Origin of the sequence: Campylobacter sp. 110, from assembly GCF_002383965.1 — a bacterium.
GTDB classification, from domain to species: domain Bacteria; phylum Campylobacterota; class Campylobacteria; order Campylobacterales; family Campylobacteraceae; genus Campylobacter_D; species Campylobacter_D coli.
This window is the reverse complement of the sequence record NZ_NXBD01000036.1, coordinates 134,556-150,429: the sequence shown is the minus strand read 5'-3', so window position 1 is coordinate 150,429 and position 15,874 is coordinate 134,556. Positions and strand designations below refer to the sequence as shown.

11 protein-coding genes, 2 tRNA genes and 3 rRNA genes are annotated in these 15,874 nt (G+C 34.7%); 3 read left to right on the top strand and 13 right to left on the bottom strand.

All coding sequences use genetic code 11. The annotated features are described in order from the left end of the window. Positions 1-430 precede the first annotated feature (430 nt). From rrf to BGS43_RS04740, 5 genes are all read right to left on the bottom strand, one after another. Positions 431-547: ribosomal RNA gene (gene rrf / locus BGS43_RS04765) — 5S ribosomal RNA — on the bottom strand. Between the two features lie 334 nt (positions 548-881). Then, a 23S ribosomal RNA gene (locus tag BGS43_RS04760) occupies positions 882-3,788 on the bottom strand. Positions 3,789-4,478: 690 nt separating this feature from the next. Beyond that, positions 4,479-4,555: transfer RNA gene (locus BGS43_RS04750), tRNA-Ile, on the bottom strand. Between the two features lie 8 nt (positions 4,556-4,563). Further along, positions 4,564-4,639: transfer RNA gene (locus BGS43_RS04745), tRNA-Ala, on the bottom strand. 102 nt (positions 4,640-4,741) lie between these two features. Continuing rightward, positions 4,742-6,254, bottom strand: a 16S ribosomal RNA gene (locus BGS43_RS04740). The 16S, 23S and 5S rRNA genes sit together here with 2 tRNA genes alongside, the layout of an rRNA operon. A 538-nt stretch (positions 6,255-6,792) precedes the next feature. Between BGS43_RS04740 and BGS43_RS04735 the strand changes: the two genes are divergently transcribed. After that, a complete protein-coding gene (locus BGS43_RS04735; RefSeq protein WP_057040734.1) occupies positions 6,793-7,563 on the top strand; it encodes a basic amino acid ABC transporter substrate-binding protein in 771 nt (256 codons plus the stop codon). Between the two features lie 22 nt (positions 7,564-7,585). On the opposite strand, the gene BGS43_RS04730 is transcribed toward BGS43_RS04735, so the two are convergent. Genes BGS43_RS04730 through BGS43_RS04700 form a run of 7 tightly spaced genes read right to left on the bottom strand, consistent with a single transcriptional unit; the run spans position 7,586 to position 14,018 of the window. Then, positions 7,586-8,224 (bottom strand): HAD family hydrolase, encoded by a 639-nt coding sequence (locus BGS43_RS04730; RefSeq protein ID WP_002825412.1) that lies wholly within the window; start codon positions 8,222-8,224, stop codon positions 7,586-7,588. Next, positions 8,221-9,210, bottom strand: a complete 990-nt coding sequence (locus BGS43_RS04725; RefSeq protein ID WP_096569009.1) for an ABC transporter ATP-binding protein — start codon at positions 9,208-9,210, stop codon at positions 8,221-8,223. The genes BGS43_RS04730 and BGS43_RS04725 overlap by 4 nt, the downstream gene beginning before the upstream one ends. A gap of 3 nt (positions 9,211-9,213) precedes the next feature. Beyond that, complete coding sequence (locus BGS43_RS04720) at positions 9,214-9,993, bottom strand: ABC transporter permease (protein ID WP_025398841.1); 780 nt, start codon at positions 9,991-9,993, stop codon at positions 9,214-9,216. Then, positions 9,994-10,833, bottom strand: coding sequence for an ABC transporter permease (locus tag BGS43_RS04715; protein WP_096569006.1), 840 nt, complete (start codon positions 10,831-10,833; stop codon positions 9,994-9,996). Next, positions 10,830-11,639 carry an alkaline phosphatase family protein gene (locus BGS43_RS04710; RefSeq protein ID WP_096569003.1) on the bottom strand — a complete coding sequence of 270 codons (810 nt, stop codon included), beginning with the start codon at positions 11,637-11,639 and terminating at the stop codon, positions 10,830-10,832. Before BGS43_RS04710 ends, BGS43_RS04715 begins: the two co-directional genes overlap by 4 nt. Further along, positions 11,636-12,961, bottom strand: a complete 1,326-nt coding sequence (locus BGS43_RS04705; protein WP_057031331.1) for an esterase-like activity of phytase family protein — start codon at positions 12,959-12,961, stop codon at positions 11,636-11,638. Before BGS43_RS04705 ends, BGS43_RS04710 begins: the two co-directional genes overlap by 4 nt. A gap of 10 nt (positions 12,962-12,971) precedes the next feature. Further along, positions 12,972-14,018 (bottom strand): ABC transporter substrate-binding protein, encoded by a 1,047-nt coding sequence (locus tag BGS43_RS04700; RefSeq protein WP_002825406.1) that lies wholly within the window; start codon positions 14,016-14,018, stop codon positions 12,972-12,974. 119 nt (positions 14,019-14,137) lie between these two features. Between BGS43_RS04700 and corA the strand changes: the two genes are divergently transcribed. Both corA and mog read left to right on the top strand, forming a co-directional pair. Next, entirely contained in the window at positions 14,138-15,121 is a 984-nt protein-coding gene (gene corA, locus BGS43_RS04695; RefSeq protein WP_002825405.1) for a magnesium/cobalt transporter CorA, read from the top strand. A gap of 20 nt (positions 15,122-15,141) precedes the next feature. Beyond that, the gene (gene mog / locus BGS43_RS04690) at positions 15,142-15,678 is read left to right on the top strand and encodes a molybdopterin adenylyltransferase (protein WP_002825404.1); all 537 of its coding nucleotides are present in this window, start codon (positions 15,142-15,144) and stop codon (positions 15,676-15,678) included. Here mog and BGS43_RS04685 read toward each other — a convergent pair. Then, complete coding sequence (locus BGS43_RS04685; protein WP_096568999.1) at positions 15,675-15,860, bottom strand: molybdenum cofactor biosynthesis protein; 186 nt, start codon at positions 15,858-15,860, stop codon at positions 15,675-15,677. The genes mog and BGS43_RS04685 overlap by 4 nt on opposite strands. Between the last annotated feature and the right edge of the window lie 14 nt (positions 15,861-15,874).

Sequence of the window (15,874 nt, the reverse complement as noted above, 5' to 3'; positions counted from 1 at the left end):
CTAACCAACTCAAACAAACCAATGAATATAACCTAACTGATTAAATTAAATAAATTAATAAACTAATCAAGCAACGACTGATAAAGTGTTTAACTAAACCAACAAAAGCATAAATCAATTAAACTAATGATTGAATATAAAAATAATAAGTTGTAGATAAGTAAAAGCATTATACAAAGCATTCTAAGCTGATTAAATACAATTAGAACTAAAGCATAAATCAATCCAAGCCAATTAAACATAAACATAAAAGAACAATGAATACAAAAACATATTTAATTAGCATAAAAACAAATTCAATCAATAAAAAAATAATTAATACAATAATAGATTTAATAAACATAAAAAAATAATTAAATATAAAAACAACGATTGACATATAAAAACTAAGATTTTAAATCTATAAGAATAAGATAAAGAAGAATTAACAAGTCCGCAATGAGCTACTTTCCCCCTGCCAGTAAGGCGTAGTATCATCACCCACGATGTGCTTAGCTTCTTGGTTCGGGATGGAGCAAGGCGTTTCCACATCTGTATAATCACGGACATTGTTATTTAAATATTCTTTGAAAGATTTAACTTAAGAATAAAGCTTTTATTTTTTATTCTATTGTTTTATTTTTTTGCTTTTCTTCTATTCTTTTTTATTTTTCTTTTTTTGTTTTTTAATTTTTACTTTTATCTTTTAAATCTTATCTTTCATCTTGTCAATGAATCAAATCTTTACTCTCTTTGATAAGTTTTTATATAGAATACTTAAAAAACAATGTTAAGAGCAAGTTCTAATATAAACCCTACTTGAAAGATTTCTATATCACTTTAAATCAATATTACTATTTAAAGCTTTAGTAAAAACCTTAACAAGGAAGTGATGCTTTATTAAAGATAAGCCAAACGCTCTATTAGTACTGGTCAGCTAAAGGACTTTCATCCATTACACACCCAGCCTATCAAACTAGTAGTCTTCTAGAGAGCTTAGAGAAGATTCATCTTAGAGTTGGCTTCACGCTTAGATGCTTTCAGCGTTTATCCTTTCCAAACTTAGCTACGCTGCGATGCTCTTGGCAGAACAACAGCTACACCAGTGGTTTGTTCAACCCGGTCCTCTCGTACTAGGGTCAAATCTCTTCAATCTTCTTACGCCCACGGCAGATAGGGACCGAACTGTCTCACGACGTTCTGAACCCAGCTCGCGTACCGCTTTAAATGGCGAACAGCCATACCCTTGGGACCTGCTCCAGCCCCAGGATGCGATGAGCCGACATCGAGGTGCCAAACCTCCCCGTCGATGTGAGCTCTTGGGGGAGATCAGCCTGTTATCCCCGGGGTACCTTTTATCCTTTGAGCGATGGCCCTTCCACACAGAACCACCGGATCACTAAGACCGACTTTCGTCTCTGCTTGACTTGTATGTCTTGCAGTTAAGCTGGCTTATACCTTTATACTCTACGAACGATTTCCAACCGTTCTGAGCCAACCTTTGTAAGCCTCCGTTATTATTTGGGAGGCGACCGCCCCAGTCAAACTACCCACCAGACATTGTCCCACTTGAGGATAACTCAAGCTGGTTAGCTACCCAAATAAGAAAGAGTGGTATCTCAACAATGGCTCATATACAACTGGCGTCATATACTCAAAGCCTCCCACCTATCCTGCACATTCTTATCCAAGTAGCAGTGTCAAGCTGTAGTAAAGGTCCACGGGGTCTTTCCGTCTTGCCGCGGGTAGGAGGAATTTTCACCTCCACTACAATTTCACTGGATCCCTCTTTGAGACAGCTCCCATCTCGTTACGCCATTCATGCAGGTCGGTATTTAACCGACAAGGAATTTCGCTACCTTAGGACCGTTATAGTTACGGCCGCCGTTTACTCGGGCTTCGATCAAGAGCTTCGCTAATGCTAACCCCATCAATTAACCTTCGAGCACCGGGCAGGCGTCACACCCTATACATCCTCTTACGAGTTAGCAGAGTGCTGTGTTTTTGGTAAACAGTCGGGAGGGACTCTTTGTTGTAAGTTTCCTTGCTTTCGGAGTAAATCCTAATACAAAGCTAACCACACCTTATACCGAAGATACGGTGCTATTTTGCAGAGTTCCTTAAAGAGAGTTCTTCCACGCGCCTTAGAATACTCATCCCACCCACCTGTGTCGGTTTACGGTACGGGCAACATTAGCTAAACTTAGAAACTTTTCTTGGCTCGACGGCATCAGGGGTTCTTCTATCCATCCGAAGACTTCAAAAAGCCTTTCAGTTCTCGGAGTATTGTTATACGGATTTGCCTGTATAACCTCCTACGACCTTAGACTAGCACTTCCATCCGCTAGCCCCCTTAGCCCTAAGCGTCCTTCCATCGCACACTAATGTTGGTATTGGAATATTAACCAATTTGCCATCGTCTACCCCTTTCGGACTCGACTTAGGACCCGACTAACCCTACGATGACGAGCATCGCGTAGGAAACCTTGGGTTTACGGCGTTAATGATTCTCACATTAATTATCGCTACTCATGCCTGCATGCTCACTTCTATTCGCTCCAGCACTCCTTACCGGTATACCTTCGACGCAAATAGAACGCTCTCCTACCACTTAGTAAACTAAGTCTACAGCTTCGGTACTTACTTTAGCCCCGTTATATTTTCCGCGCAAAATCACTAGACCAGTGAGCTATTACGCTTTCTTTAAAGGATGGCTGCTTCTAAGCCAACCTCCTGGTTGTTTAAGTAACTTCACATCGTTTTCCACTTAAGTAAGATTTAGGGACCTTAGCTGGTAGTCTGGGTTGTTTCCCTCTTGACGACGGATTTTATCACTCGCCGCCTGACTGCTGTGATTACATATAAGGTATTCGGAGTTTGATAGGGTTTGGTACATTGGTGTATGCCCTAGCCCATTCAGTGCTCTACCCCCTTATATTACGACACAACGCTATACCTAAATATATTTCGGAGAGAACCAGCTATCACGAAGTTTGATTGGCCTTTCACCCCTATCCACAAGTCATCCCGGGGCTTTTCAACGCCTATGGGTTCAGTCCTCCACTAGTTCTTACACTAGCTTCAACTTGCTCATGGATAGATCACTTCGTTTCGGGTCTGCAGCATCTGACTAAGCGCCCTATTCAGACTCGCTTTCGCTACGGCTTCGCGTTTGCTTAACCTTGCCAGACACCACAACTCGCAGGCTCATTATGCAAAAGGCAGTCCATCACCCTGTATTGCTACATAGGGCTCTGAATGATTGTAAGCAAATGGTTTCAGGTTCTATTTCACTCTGATCACCTCAGTTCTTTTCACCTTTCCCTCACGGTACTTGTGCACTATCGATCTGGTATTAGTATTTAGGGTTGGATCGTGGTCGACCCAGATTCAGACAGGATTCCTCGTGTCCCGCCCTACTCAGGATACTGCTGGCTAAGGTTTGTTTTTCGCATACGGGACTATCACCCTCTATGGTTATACTTTCCAGAATGTTCTGCTAAACTTACCTCTTGCACATTGCAGTCCTACAACCCCCAGTGCAAGCACTGGGTTTGCCCTCTTGCGCTTTCGCTCGCCGCTACTGACGCAATCTCTATTGATTTCTTTTCCTGAGGGTACTAAGATGTTTCAATTCCCCTCGTTCGCTCCTATATAGGTAATGTATATCTCTATACATTGGGTTGCCCCATTCGGAAATCTACGGATCAAAGCTTCTTGACAGCTCCCCGTAGCTTATCGCAGTCTAGTACGTCCTTCATCGCCTTTACCAGTCAAGGCATCCACCATTCGCTCTTAGTAGCTTACCTTTTTTACCTTCTTTAGCGTCAAGGCAAAGCCTTGACTAAGAAGCAAGCTAAAGGCCTACCCCGCCAACCTAAAAGATATTAGGCTGATAAAGTAAGTTAAAGACTAATAGTCTTTCTTGCTTCTTCTGCTAAGAATATGCATAAAAGTTAGATATAATCTAACTTCTACCTTTTTTATTGATTCTAAAACGCATCACTTCCTTGTTAAAGTTTTTATGATAAGACTTCATTATCTTAAGACGGAAAGCATTCAAACACTTAATATAAAACTAAATGATTTAGTCTCAACTAAGCAGTGAGTTTGAAACTTGTCTTTAATTTATAATCCTTAAATCTAATATTCTCTTTATTATAAAAAATAAAGATAGTTAAAAGATATAAATAAAACCAAAGAAAAGATAATTGAGTTTTATCCTTTAACAAGTCCTGTAAAATTGTTTTTATTAAAACTTGCTTGTGACTCTTAACAATGATAATTATAAAGAACATTTAGGTTTAAAACCTAAAGGAAGTATATATATTAACATAATCATTATAAATATAAATGCATAATGTATATGCTACTTATATCTATTAAAGTATATTCTTTTATAGTTAAAGATAAAAATAAATCTAAGTATAGAGTTTATATTTAATCTATTTTATATACTTGCTTTAGATTTTAAAGCTTCTTTATTCAAATCTTTTTTATGGTGGGCCTAACAAGACTTGAACTTGTGACCTCACCCTTATCAGGGGTGCACTCTAACCAGCTGAGCTATAGGCCCTTAATAAATGGTGGAGAATAGCGGGATCGAACCGCTGACCTCCTGCGTGCAAAGCAGGCGCTCTCCCAGCTGAGCTAATTCCCCATAAATAATTAGCTTTATCATCAATCTTTGAAATCTAAACAAGAATCAATTGAGTTTATATATTGAAGTAATAGTTGTGAGACTTATTACTCTGTACTCTAGAAAGGAGGTGATCCAACCGCAGGTTCTCCTACGGTTACCTTGTTACGACTTCACCCCAGTCGCTGATTCCACTGTGGACGGTAACTAGTTTAGTATTCCGGCTTCGAGTGAAATCAACTCCCATGGTGTGACGGGCGGTGAGTACAAGACCCGGGAACGTATTCACCGTAGCATGGCTGATCTACGATTACTAGCGATTCCGGCTTCATGCTCTCGAGTTGCAGAGAACAATCCGAACTGGGACATATTTTATAGATTTGCTCCACCTCGCGGTATTGCGTCTCATTGTATATGCCATTGTAGCACGTGTGTCGCCCTGGGCATAAGGGCCATGATGACTTGACGTCGTCCACACCTTCCTCCTCCTTACGAAGGCAGTCTATTTAGAGTGCTCGGCCGAACCGTTAGCAACTAAATACGTGGGTTGCGCTCGTTGCGGGACTTAACCCAACATCTCACGACACGAGCTGACGACAGCCGTGCAGCACCTGTCTCTAAGTTCTAGCAAGCTAGCACCCTCTTATCTCTAAAAGGTTCTTAGGATATCAAGCCCAGGTAAGGTTCTTCGCGTATCTTCGAATTAAACCACATGCTCCACCGCTTGTGCGGGTCCCCGTCTATTCCTTTGAGTTTTAATCTTGCGACCGTACTCCCCAGGCGGTACACTTAATGCGTTAGCTGCATTACTGAGATGACTAGCACCCCAACAACTAGTGTACATCGTTTAGGGCGTGGACTACCAGGGTATCTAATCCTGTTTGCTCCCCACGCTTTCGCGCCTTAGCGTCAGTTGAGTTCCAGCAGATCGCCTTCGCAATGGGTATTCTTGGTGATATCTACGGATTTTACCCCTACACCACCAATTCCATCTGCCTCTCCCTCACTCTAGACTATCAGTTTCCCAAGCAGTTTAATGGTTAAGCCATTAGATTTCACAAGAGACTTGATAATCCGCCTACGCGCCCTTTACGCCCAGTGATTCCGAGTAACGCTTGCACCCTCCGTATTACCGCGGCTGCTGGCACGGAGTTAGCCGGTGCTTATTCCTTAGGTACCGTCAGAATTCTTCCCTAAGAAAAGGAGTTTACGCTCCGAAAAGTGTCATCCTCCACGCGGCGTTGCTGCGTCAGGGTTTCCCCCATTGCGCAATATTCCCTACTGCTGCCTCCCGTAGGAGTCTGGACCGTGTCTCAGTTCCAGTGTGACTGATCATCCTCTCAGACCAGTTAAGCGTCATAGCCTTGGTAAGCCATTACCTTACCAACTAGCTGATACTATATAGTCTCATCCTACACCGAAAAACTTTCCCTACTCAACTTGTGTTAAGCAGGAGTATAGAGTATTAGCAGTCGTTTCCAACTGTTGTCCTCTTGTGTAGGGCAGATTAACTATACCTTACTCACCCGTGCGCCACTAATCCACTTCTAGCAAGCTAGAAGCTTCATCGTTCGACTTGCATGTATTAGGCACGCCGCCAGCGTTCACTCTGAGCCAGGATCAAACTCTCCATAAAAATTATAGATAGTTTAATCTTTTTCTTCAAAGAAAAAGTTATGAAAGATTAAAAGAAAAACTTTTAATCTTTTTAATTATTAGATTGAATAGATTTTACATAATTACTTATGCCTAAATCTTTCTGGCTCAATCGATCACTTATTTAGATTTCAAAGATTGACTAATAAGATTTGAATAACAATACTAAGTTAAAAGAACAAAACAAAAAATCATTTATTATATGTAAATAAAGTTTAGTAATAATAAAGTTTTATAAACTTAAATTGCTTTAACTAGGATTAAAGATTAATTTAAAACTAGAAACATAGTGTTTATAAAATCTTAATTTAACTTTAGTTAACTTTAGACTATAATTTAAAGATCTTAAGTCCTTTTCTGAAAAAGGAAATGAAAGTATAACCAATTAAGCTTAAAGGAGGATTAAATAAATTATTTTTTAATTAATTTTGGCAAAAAATTAAAAACTGGATTTTTTTGCCAATTGGCTAGCTAACTTTGATATAATCATAGAGAAAATTTTACTATAAAGGAAAACAATGAAAAAGTTTTTGACCGCTTTCTTAGTTGCCTTCATGGGCTTATTTTTAACAGCTTGTCAAAATACCAAAACAGAAAATAACACAAGCAATGAAACTAATGCTACGCTCACTTTAAAGGTTGGGACTGCTCCAAATTACAAACCTTTTAACTATAAGCAAGATTCTAAACTTGCAGGTTTTGATACTGACTTAGTTGAAGAAATTGCTCAAAAAAATGGTATTGAAATTGTTTGGGTTGAGACTAATTTTGATGGATTGATCCCTGCTTTAAAAGCGGGTAAGATCGATATGATCGCTTCAGCTATGAGCGCTACGGATGAAAGAAGACAAAGTGTAGATTTTACAAAACCTTATTATATGAGTAAAAATCTTTATATTAAACTTAAAAATAACGAAGCTCTCCAAACAAAAACTGATCTAGAAGGTAAAAAAATAGGAGTTCAGTTAGGAACCTTGCAAGAAAATACAGCAAAAGCTATCAAGGATGTACAAGTTCAAAGCAACAAGGATTTAAATATAGCTGTTTTAGCGCTAAAAAATAATAAAATCGATGCCATTCTTGCCGATCAAGATACCGCTAAAGGTTTTTTAGCTGAAAATCCTGATTTGGTAAGCTTCTATCAAGAAACAGATGGTGGCGAAGGTTTTAGTTTTGCTTTTGATAAAGACAAACAAAAAGAAGTTATAGAAATATTTAATAAAGGTATAGATGAAGCAAAGGCTAATGGATTTTATGATAGTCTTGTAAAAAAATACGAACTAGAATAAGCGTGAAATTTCACGCTTCTATCTAGAAATTTAAAATCTTATATTTTCTCTCTTTCGCAAGTTCTAAAAGTTTTTCATCACCATTGCATACAAAAGCTTTGCTAACACATTCTAGCAAAGGTAAATCATTAATAGAGTCACTGAAGAAATAAGAATTTTTCATCCATATCTCATAATCTTTACCCAAATACTCCTTAAGTCTTAAAACCTTGCCTTCCTTAAAGCTATAAATCCCATAAGCTTTTCCACTAAATTTATCACCCACACGCTCGCATTTTATGGCTATGCTTTCTCTCACTCCCAAAAAAGAGGCGATTTTTCTAACTAAAAATTCAGCCGTAGCTGAAATTATAATACACCTTTGATCTTGATATTTGATTATAAGTTCTTTAGCTTTTTCATAAGGTTTTATATAAATTTTTATAAATTCATCTACTAAAGATGAAATTCTATCTTCATTTTTACCCTTAACACTTTGAAGAAAAAAAGTCATAAATTCATCCATATCAAGCTTTTTTTCTTGATATTGTTTTTGATAAAAAACGATTTTTTCTAAATATTCTTGAGGTAAAAAACCTTTTTCTATACAAAATTTCAACCAAAGTTTAGCACTATCGCCCTGTATCAAAGTATCATCTAAATCAAACAAAACAAGCTTCATCTTAACTCTTTTGCTAAAGAAAGATTAAATTTTAAAGCAATTTTATCGCCCACTTCAAAAGCACTATAGGTGCTAAAATTCAAAGTATCCACTTTAAGTTCAATTTCTTGAAGCTTAACCTTATAGCGTATAATATTGCCAAGAAGTGATTTTTCCTTGATCTTAGCTTCTAAACCCTCATTAGAAATTTCTATGGTTTCAGGACGCAAAGCTATATCTTTTTTAAAATCATGCTCTAAACCCAAGTTATCAAGTTCTTTAGGGCTTAAAATATTATAGTTTCCTATAAAACTTGCTACAAAATGGCATTCTGGCAAAAGATAAAGATTGCTTGCATTTGAATTTTGCATGATTTTACCTTCATTCATTAAAATAATCCTATCGGACATCTCCAATGCTTCTTCTTGATCGTGAGTTACAAAGATGGTAGTTAAATTTAATTCTTTTTGAATTTCCTTAATTTGTATCCTTAAATGTTTTCGAATTTTAGCATCAAGTGCTGATAAGGGCTCATCAAGTAAAAGTAAATCAGGCTTGGTAACCAAAGATCTTGCTAGAGCCACTCGTTGCATCTGACCGCCTGAAAGTTTATGAGGATAAATTTTTGCATATTCTTCAAGCTCGACCAGTTTTAACATTTTTTTCACTCTTTTTTCTATATCTTTTTTATCCATTTTTTTGATTTTTAAACCAAAAGCTATGTTTTCAAAAACATTGAGATTTGGAAAAAGAGCGTAATTTTGAAAAACCATACCTATATTTCTTTTTTGTGGGCTTAATTTGGTAATATCTTTATCGTTAATTAAAATTTTACCTCCATTGATCTGACTAAGACCTGTTATACATCTTAAAAGTGTTGACTTTCCGCAACCACTTGGACCTAAAAGGGTTACAAATTCACCCTTTTTAGCATTAAAACTGATATCTTCGAAAATAATCTTATCTCCATAAGCTTTTTTAAAATTTTTAATCTTTAAATAAGCCATTTTTCACTCCTTAATCAAACTAGCTATAAAAGTTGCTATAAAAATTAATACAAAATACACAATCACCAAAGCACTAGAATAATGTCCACTTTGATTTTTAATATTATAAAGATAAACTTGCAAGGTTTCATAAGCACTTCCTACAAGAATATTTGCATATAAAAATTCACCTATTAAAAAAGAAAAACTTAAAAATATTGCTACCAAAATTCCATTTCTTAGATTGGGCAAAATGAGTTTAAAAATTGCACCTATTAAAGAACCTCCAAGCATGGCATTTGACGCGATAAGTTCATTTAAATTTACATTTGATATAGCATTATCCAAAGCTCTATAGATAAAGGGCAAGGCTATGGTAAAATAGGTAAAAATAAGCATCCAAGCTGTACCACCTATACTATCAGCATAAAGCTGCAAAAGTCCTATACAGGTAACTATAGGAGGTATAGCAAAAGGCATGATAATAAGTACATTTATAAAAGATTTAAATTTTAAAAAATAATAATTCACCACAAAAACTAAAGGAAAAACAAGAAACATAGAAAGAATGATACTGGCTATACAAACAAGCAAAGAATGCCAAAGTGCAATCAAAAATCTCTCATCGCTAAAAAGCTGTATATACCATTTAAGCGTAAGACCATCAGGTAAAACACTCACGCCCCAAGAAGTAGAGATAGAGTATAAAAAAGTAGCCGCCAAAGGTAAAGCCAAAAATAAAAATACTAAAAACAAAATTCCATAATGATAGATTTTAGCTTTCAAACTTAAATTTTCACTCATTTAAAGCACCTTAAAATTATATTTTTTAGAAAGAAAATTAGCTATAAAAGTAACGATAAGCATAATAATAGTGATAATGATACTTAAAGCACTAGCCATATAAGGATCAAGATTGATATCTCCTGCGATTAAAGCAGCAATTCTTACAGGTGCGACATTAAAATTCCCCGAACTTAAAGCATAGATAGTTGCATAAGCCCCAAAAGCATTAGCAAACAAAATCACAAAAACCCCAAATAAAGCAGGAAAAAGTAAAGGTAAGGCTATTTTTATCCAATATAAAAAATTACCCCCACCCAACATCTTACAAGCATTTAAATGTGAATTTTCAAGACTTTTAAAAGCGGGTAGTAAAAGTAATATAGCTAAAGGAATTTGAAAATACACATAGACAATATTAACACCCAAATTGGCATAGATACTAATAAAAGGTTCTATGCCTAAATTTTTTAGCAATACATTGACTATGCCATTGCTTCCAAGAACAATAATAAAAGCAAAAGCTAAAGGGACTCCGGAAAAATTACTTATCATAGTGTTTAAAGAAAAAAGAAATTTACATATTTTAGAAGGAGCTAAAACAAATAAAGAATAACTTGCTAAAAGTCCTATCAAAAGTCCAAAAATACTAGAAATAAAACCGATTTGTAAAGAATTTATAATGCTTTGTAGATAGAATTTGGACTCAAAAATATGTATAAAATTGGCTAAAGAATAAATTTCATCCTCTTCTACATAAAAAGCATTAAAAACAATCCAAATCAAAGGCGCTATCATAAAAAAAGTAAAAACTATAAAAAAAGGTAAAATACTTAAAAAGGCTAGAAATTTTTCTTTCATTTTTTGGCCTTTAAAATTTTATCATTATATCTCTTATCGTGTTTAAGTCCTAAAATTTCACAGACACTGCCACAAATTTCATCCTGTTTTATCTTGGCATTTTCATACGAAAAAGCACTACCAAAAGTGAAAAAAGGCACTAAAATTTCATCTTCGCTTAAGCCTCCATGGCTTTTACCCTCTGTCATACCATGATCACTTGTAATAATCACATTTATACCTTGCTCTAGCCAAATGAGTAAATATTCAGAAATTAAAGTATCAACTTTTTTGGTTTTATTAGCATATTCGCAAGAATGAGAGCCAAATTTATGTCCTGTATCATCTATATTCATAGAGTGTATAAGGGTAAAATCTAAATCATATTTATTTCTTAAATGCTCCCCATCAGCAAATAAATGAGAATCTAAATAATCATCTTCGTAATAAAAATGTCCATAAGGTAAAGTTAAATTTTCATCTTCTATATGACGATGCAAAAAAGGAATAAATTCTTTTTTATTATAAAGCTCAAAAACCCAATGATAAGCTGCGCATCCAGCTTTTAAACCTTGTTCTTTACAAAGATCAAAAATGCTTGCTTGCTTTGAAAAACTCAATTTATTGTTAATTATCCCGCTTAAAACAGGCTTTACGCCTGTTAATAAGCATTCATATAAAGGACGCGACATGCTAGGAAGTTCGCATTCTAAAGAATAAAATTTGCCTAAATTCTCTTTGCAAAGTGCATTTAAATATCCCATATTTATACTAGCACTTTTATAATTTAAACCATCGAGCACAACCAAAATAACTTTTGACATCACTTACTCTTTAAAAAATCTTTTACTTCAAGCAAAATAAATTCATTATCATCAGTTTTATTAGGTTCTCTGCTTGAAGAATAAGGAAAGTTATTGTCGTTTTCTACAACTATATGAGAGTCATCTACTATATCCACACCCTCTATGGTTTCAAAAGGAAAAACAAATTTATCATTTACCAAAGGCTTTTTAGAAATTTTATTTCTATCCTTAATATTTAAAAGATCTATATAAGAAATTTTTTGAGCTTCATGGGTTTTATCATCTAATTTAACCTTATAAATTCTTTTAAATTGAGCTACATTATTAAAACAATGCTTAGTATCTTCACCTTCTTTGCAAGCCTTATCTTTAGTACCTTCTTTTTGATCTCTTTCTATGATGATGCCGTATTTATCATCTATCATATTAAAATCACCTATGGAATGGCTTTTATCTTCTAAGAAATATTTATAAGTTTTTCCGGTGAATTTTTTATTTTTTACATCAAATTCTATGATTCTTAGATATTCTTTACCTTTTTCATTCTCATAAGCGTTGTTATTATAAATACTTCCTTCTAAAAGCAAATAAAGTTTAGAACCATCTTTAGAGCTTGCCATAGCTTCAAAGCCTTTAGAACGCTTGATATTAAATTTCTCATTTTCTCCATCAGGCTTATCGCTAAATTTTAAACTTGGATTATCAGGAGAAATAAGTTTTTTACCCTCCACATACACATCAAAAACTTCTTTTAAATTCCCATTCTTATCAAAATGAAGCAAATAAGGACCAAATTCATCACCTATATAAAATTCATCATTGATAAGCTGTATACTCTCAGTATCAAAATCAGCCCCACTTAAATACCTTTCTTTGGTTGTTTCGGTGGTTATAGGATAAGGGTATTTTTTATCACTATCTTTAAAAAAAACTGTTTTTAAAAGTTCGTATTTTGAGTTTTTAAAATCAAATTTAAACTCGTGAGCATAAAGCATGGCATCATAAGAATTATACTTTTTACCTAAGCCATTATCACTAATCACCCAAAAAACATCTTTTTTTGGAATATATTTTATCCCGCTATGTCCTTGTATAGGTTGATTTTTAAAAGGTAAATAAAAATCTGTTTCCCTGTTTCCCTTAGATTTAAAAGTTCCAATTTTTTCTTCTCTAGTGATATTTGCAAATTTCCCATAAGTTTTAAAAAAATCAGGAGCATCCTTAGGAGGTTTTACTGTACTTTTAGAATCTATGATAATATGCCCTGCTAAATTGGCCTCATACTCTTGAACTCCAAATAAAACACTGCAAAGCATAGCACTTGTTAAAATAACCTTTTTCATCCAATCTCCTTTATTTCATATCCACTATAACTTTTTCTTGCCAAAGTTGTGGCAATTCTTTAGCGCTTTTTTCCCAAGCTTTTTGATCTTTGATTGCTCTTGCATTTTTATATTGTTCGCTTGGTAAAAGCTTAGCTTGTATATCATCAGGCAAGGTAATATAATCAATTCTTATAGGTCTTGCATAACCCTTAGCTAGATTGATTTGTCCCTTATCAGAAAGTATAAATTCACGAGCTAATTTAGCTGCATTAGGGTGTTTAGCATATTTGTTGATAATGGTTGTATAACCCGAAATAACACTACCATCAGCAGGGATTAAAACTTCATAGCGATCCTTGCCTACTTTATCTCTATAGCCTAAACCATTAAAATCCCATACCAATCCCACTTCAACTTCACCTTTTTCAAGATTGGCTATACTTACATCATTATTTACAAGTCTTCCTTGTTTGGCTAAAGTATTAAAAAAAGCTAAAGCAGGACTTAAATCTTTTTCATCCCCACCTAAGGCATAATTTGCCGCCAAAACTGCACTCACAGCTTGAGCTGCTACACTTACATCACCTACTGTAATTTTATAATTTCCCTTAAGTAAATCTTGCCAAGTTTTTGGCACATCCTTTACTACTTCTTTATTAACGATAAAAGCTATAGTGCCCGTATAAGCCAAAAGCCAGTGTCCTTCCTCATCTTTTGCCCAAGCAGGAACTTGCTCCCAATAGCTTGTTTTAAAGGCTTGAGTTACTCCTTGCTTTACAGCTATATCTCCAAAAGAGGCTCCTACATCTCCTATATCACCGCTTGCATTTTTCTTTTCAGCCTTAAATTTAGCAATTTCTTGAGCTGAACTCATGTCTGTATCGCTGTGTTCTATACCATAAAGATTTTTAAGATCTGCCCAAGTATCTTTCCAATTTGCCCAAGTATCAGGCATGGCTAGAGAATTTACCCTACCCTCTGCTTGTGCAGCTTTGATTAAATTCTCATCTATGGCTTGTAAATTTGAAAACAGCAAGGCTACAAACCCTAAACTTAATAAAAATTGCTTTTTCATTTTTAACTCCTTAAAATAAAAATATTTTAGAAATTTAATAAGTTTTAGAAACATTTTAGATACAAGTTGATTTTTAACTAATCAAAGTTATAATTTCAAAGTCAAAATAAGGAACCACTATGCTTTATATTTATATAAAAACACAAAATGCCTTAGTACAGAGAATTAATTTTAATCTCGATAGTCAAGAACTACCGCAAAATATCTTATGGATTGATTTACTTCATCCAAGCCCTGCAGAGATTGCCTTTATATCGAGTGAATTTAATCTTGAATTTCCAACGAAAGAAGAAAGAGAAGAGATAGAACTTAGTGCAAAATACTGGGAAGATAATGCTACTATAACCATCAATGCTCATTTTTTGATTCGAGAATTTAAGAATGATAATGAAGAGCAAAATTCAATCAAACTTCGTACAGAAATTGTAACTTTTGCAACAGCTAAAAATATTTTATTTACGATAAGATACAATGAATTTAGCACCTTTAAGGAAATTCAAGCAAGAATATTAGCAAGTCCAAAGAATTTTGAAGATGGTTTTGATATTATCGATAAAATGTTTGAAGTACGAGTCGAAAAAGATGCGGATTTACTTGAATGGATTGATAAAGAAGCAAGACGCTTAAGAATAACCGTTTTAGAAAAGAAAGATGAATACAGTTACGATGAAATGCTAAAAGATATTTCAAGCTTACAAGAGCTTAATATGCGAGTTAGAGATTCTTTGTTTGATAAGCGTCGCGCTATGACTTCCTTGCTTAAAAGTGATAAAATCGACAGAGATATAAAACAAAATTTAACTATAGTTTTAAAAGACTTGAATTCTTTGGTCGAATTTAGCGTTTCGCAACTCAATGTTTTAGACAATATTCAAACTATTCTAGCAAGTCAAGTTAATATAGAGCAAAATAAAATTATCAAGCTTTTTACTGTTGCAACTGTTGCCATGATGCCCCCTACTCTTATAGGAACAATTTATGGGATGAACTTTAAATTTATGCCTGAACTTGAGCTTCACTATGCCTATCCAATAGTGCTTGTAGTGATGATAATTTCTATCATTGTACCTGTTATTGTTTTTAAGAAAAAAGGTTGGCTTTAATACTTTAAAAAGGAGAGAAAATGGATATCATTAAAATAGGAATTTTAACCTTAAGCGATAGAGCAAGCAGTGGGATATACGAAGATAAAGCTACTGCTGAAGTTGAAAGAATTTTAAATTCATATATTAAAAATGAAATCATCTATCTTAAAGAACTTATACCGGATGATTATGATTTAATTATAAAAAAACTACTTTATCTAGTGGATGAGAAAGAATGTGACTTAGTAATCACTAGCGGAGGAACAGGTCCAGCACTTCGCGATGTAACCCCAGAAGCCACGGAAGCCGTGTGTGATAAAATGATGCCAGGTTTTGGAGAGCTCATGCGTTTAGAAAGTTTAAAATATGTCCCAACAGCTATACTTTCAAGACAGAGTGCAGGAATTCGCAATAAATCTTTTATCATTAATTTACCAGGAAATCCTAAGGCTATAAAAGAATGCCTAGAGCCTGTTTTTCCGGCTATACCTTACTGTATCGATTTGATAGAAGGTGCTTATATAGAAGCAAATGATGAAGTTATTAAGGTTTTTCGCCCTAAGAAAAAATGTTAAAATTTATTAGCTCTGATAAGTCTGCTTAATTGTCTAGCAAGCAGACTTGCCGAAACTTCATCTTTGCTTATCTTTTGCACTTTATTTTTAAACTTACAAAGCCTGTCATCTAAAATCACATCATTGATTGGAATTTTAGGCTTTTCTTTTTGCTTTTGTGAAATCTTTTTCTTAAAAAACATTCTTTAATCCTTTT

What these genes read in the sequence shown, in the direction of transcription:
- BGS43_RS04735 (WP_057040734.1), top strand. Translation starts at nt 6,793, where the DNA reads ATGAAAAAGTTTTTGACCGCTTTCTTAGTTGCCTTCATGGGCTTATTT.
- BGS43_RS04730 (WP_002825412.1), bottom strand. Translation starts at nt 8,224, where the DNA reads ATGAAGCTTGTTTTGTTTGATTTAGATGATACTTTGATACAGGGCGAT.
- BGS43_RS04725 (WP_096569009.1), bottom strand. Translation starts at nt 9,210, where the DNA reads ATGGCTTATTTAAAGATTAAAAATTTTAAAAAAGCTTATGGAGATAAG.
- BGS43_RS04720 (WP_025398841.1), bottom strand. Translation starts at nt 9,993, where the DNA reads ATGAGTGAAAATTTAAGTTTGAAAGCTAAAATCTATCATTATGGAATT.
- BGS43_RS04715 (WP_096569006.1), bottom strand. Translation starts at nt 10,833, where the DNA reads ATGAAAGAAAAATTTCTAGCCTTTTTAAGTATTTTACCTTTTTTTATA.
- BGS43_RS04705 (WP_057031331.1), bottom strand. Translation starts at nt 12,961, where the DNA reads ATGAAAAAGGTTATTTTAACAAGTGCTATGCTTTGCAGTGTTTTATTT.
- BGS43_RS04700 (WP_002825406.1), bottom strand. Translation starts at nt 14,018, where the DNA reads ATGAAAAAGCAATTTTTATTAAGTTTAGGGTTTGTAGCCTTGCTGTTT.
- corA (WP_002825405.1), top strand. Translation starts at nt 14,138, where the DNA reads ATGCTTTATATTTATATAAAAACACAAAATGCCTTAGTACAGAGAATT.
- mog (WP_002825404.1), top strand. Translation starts at nt 15,142, where the DNA reads ATGGATATCATTAAAATAGGAATTTTAACCTTAAGCGATAGAGCAAGC.
- BGS43_RS04685 (WP_096568999.1), bottom strand. Translation starts at nt 15,860, where the DNA reads ATGTTTTTTAAGAAAAAGATTTCACAAAAGCAAAAAGAAAAGCCTAAA.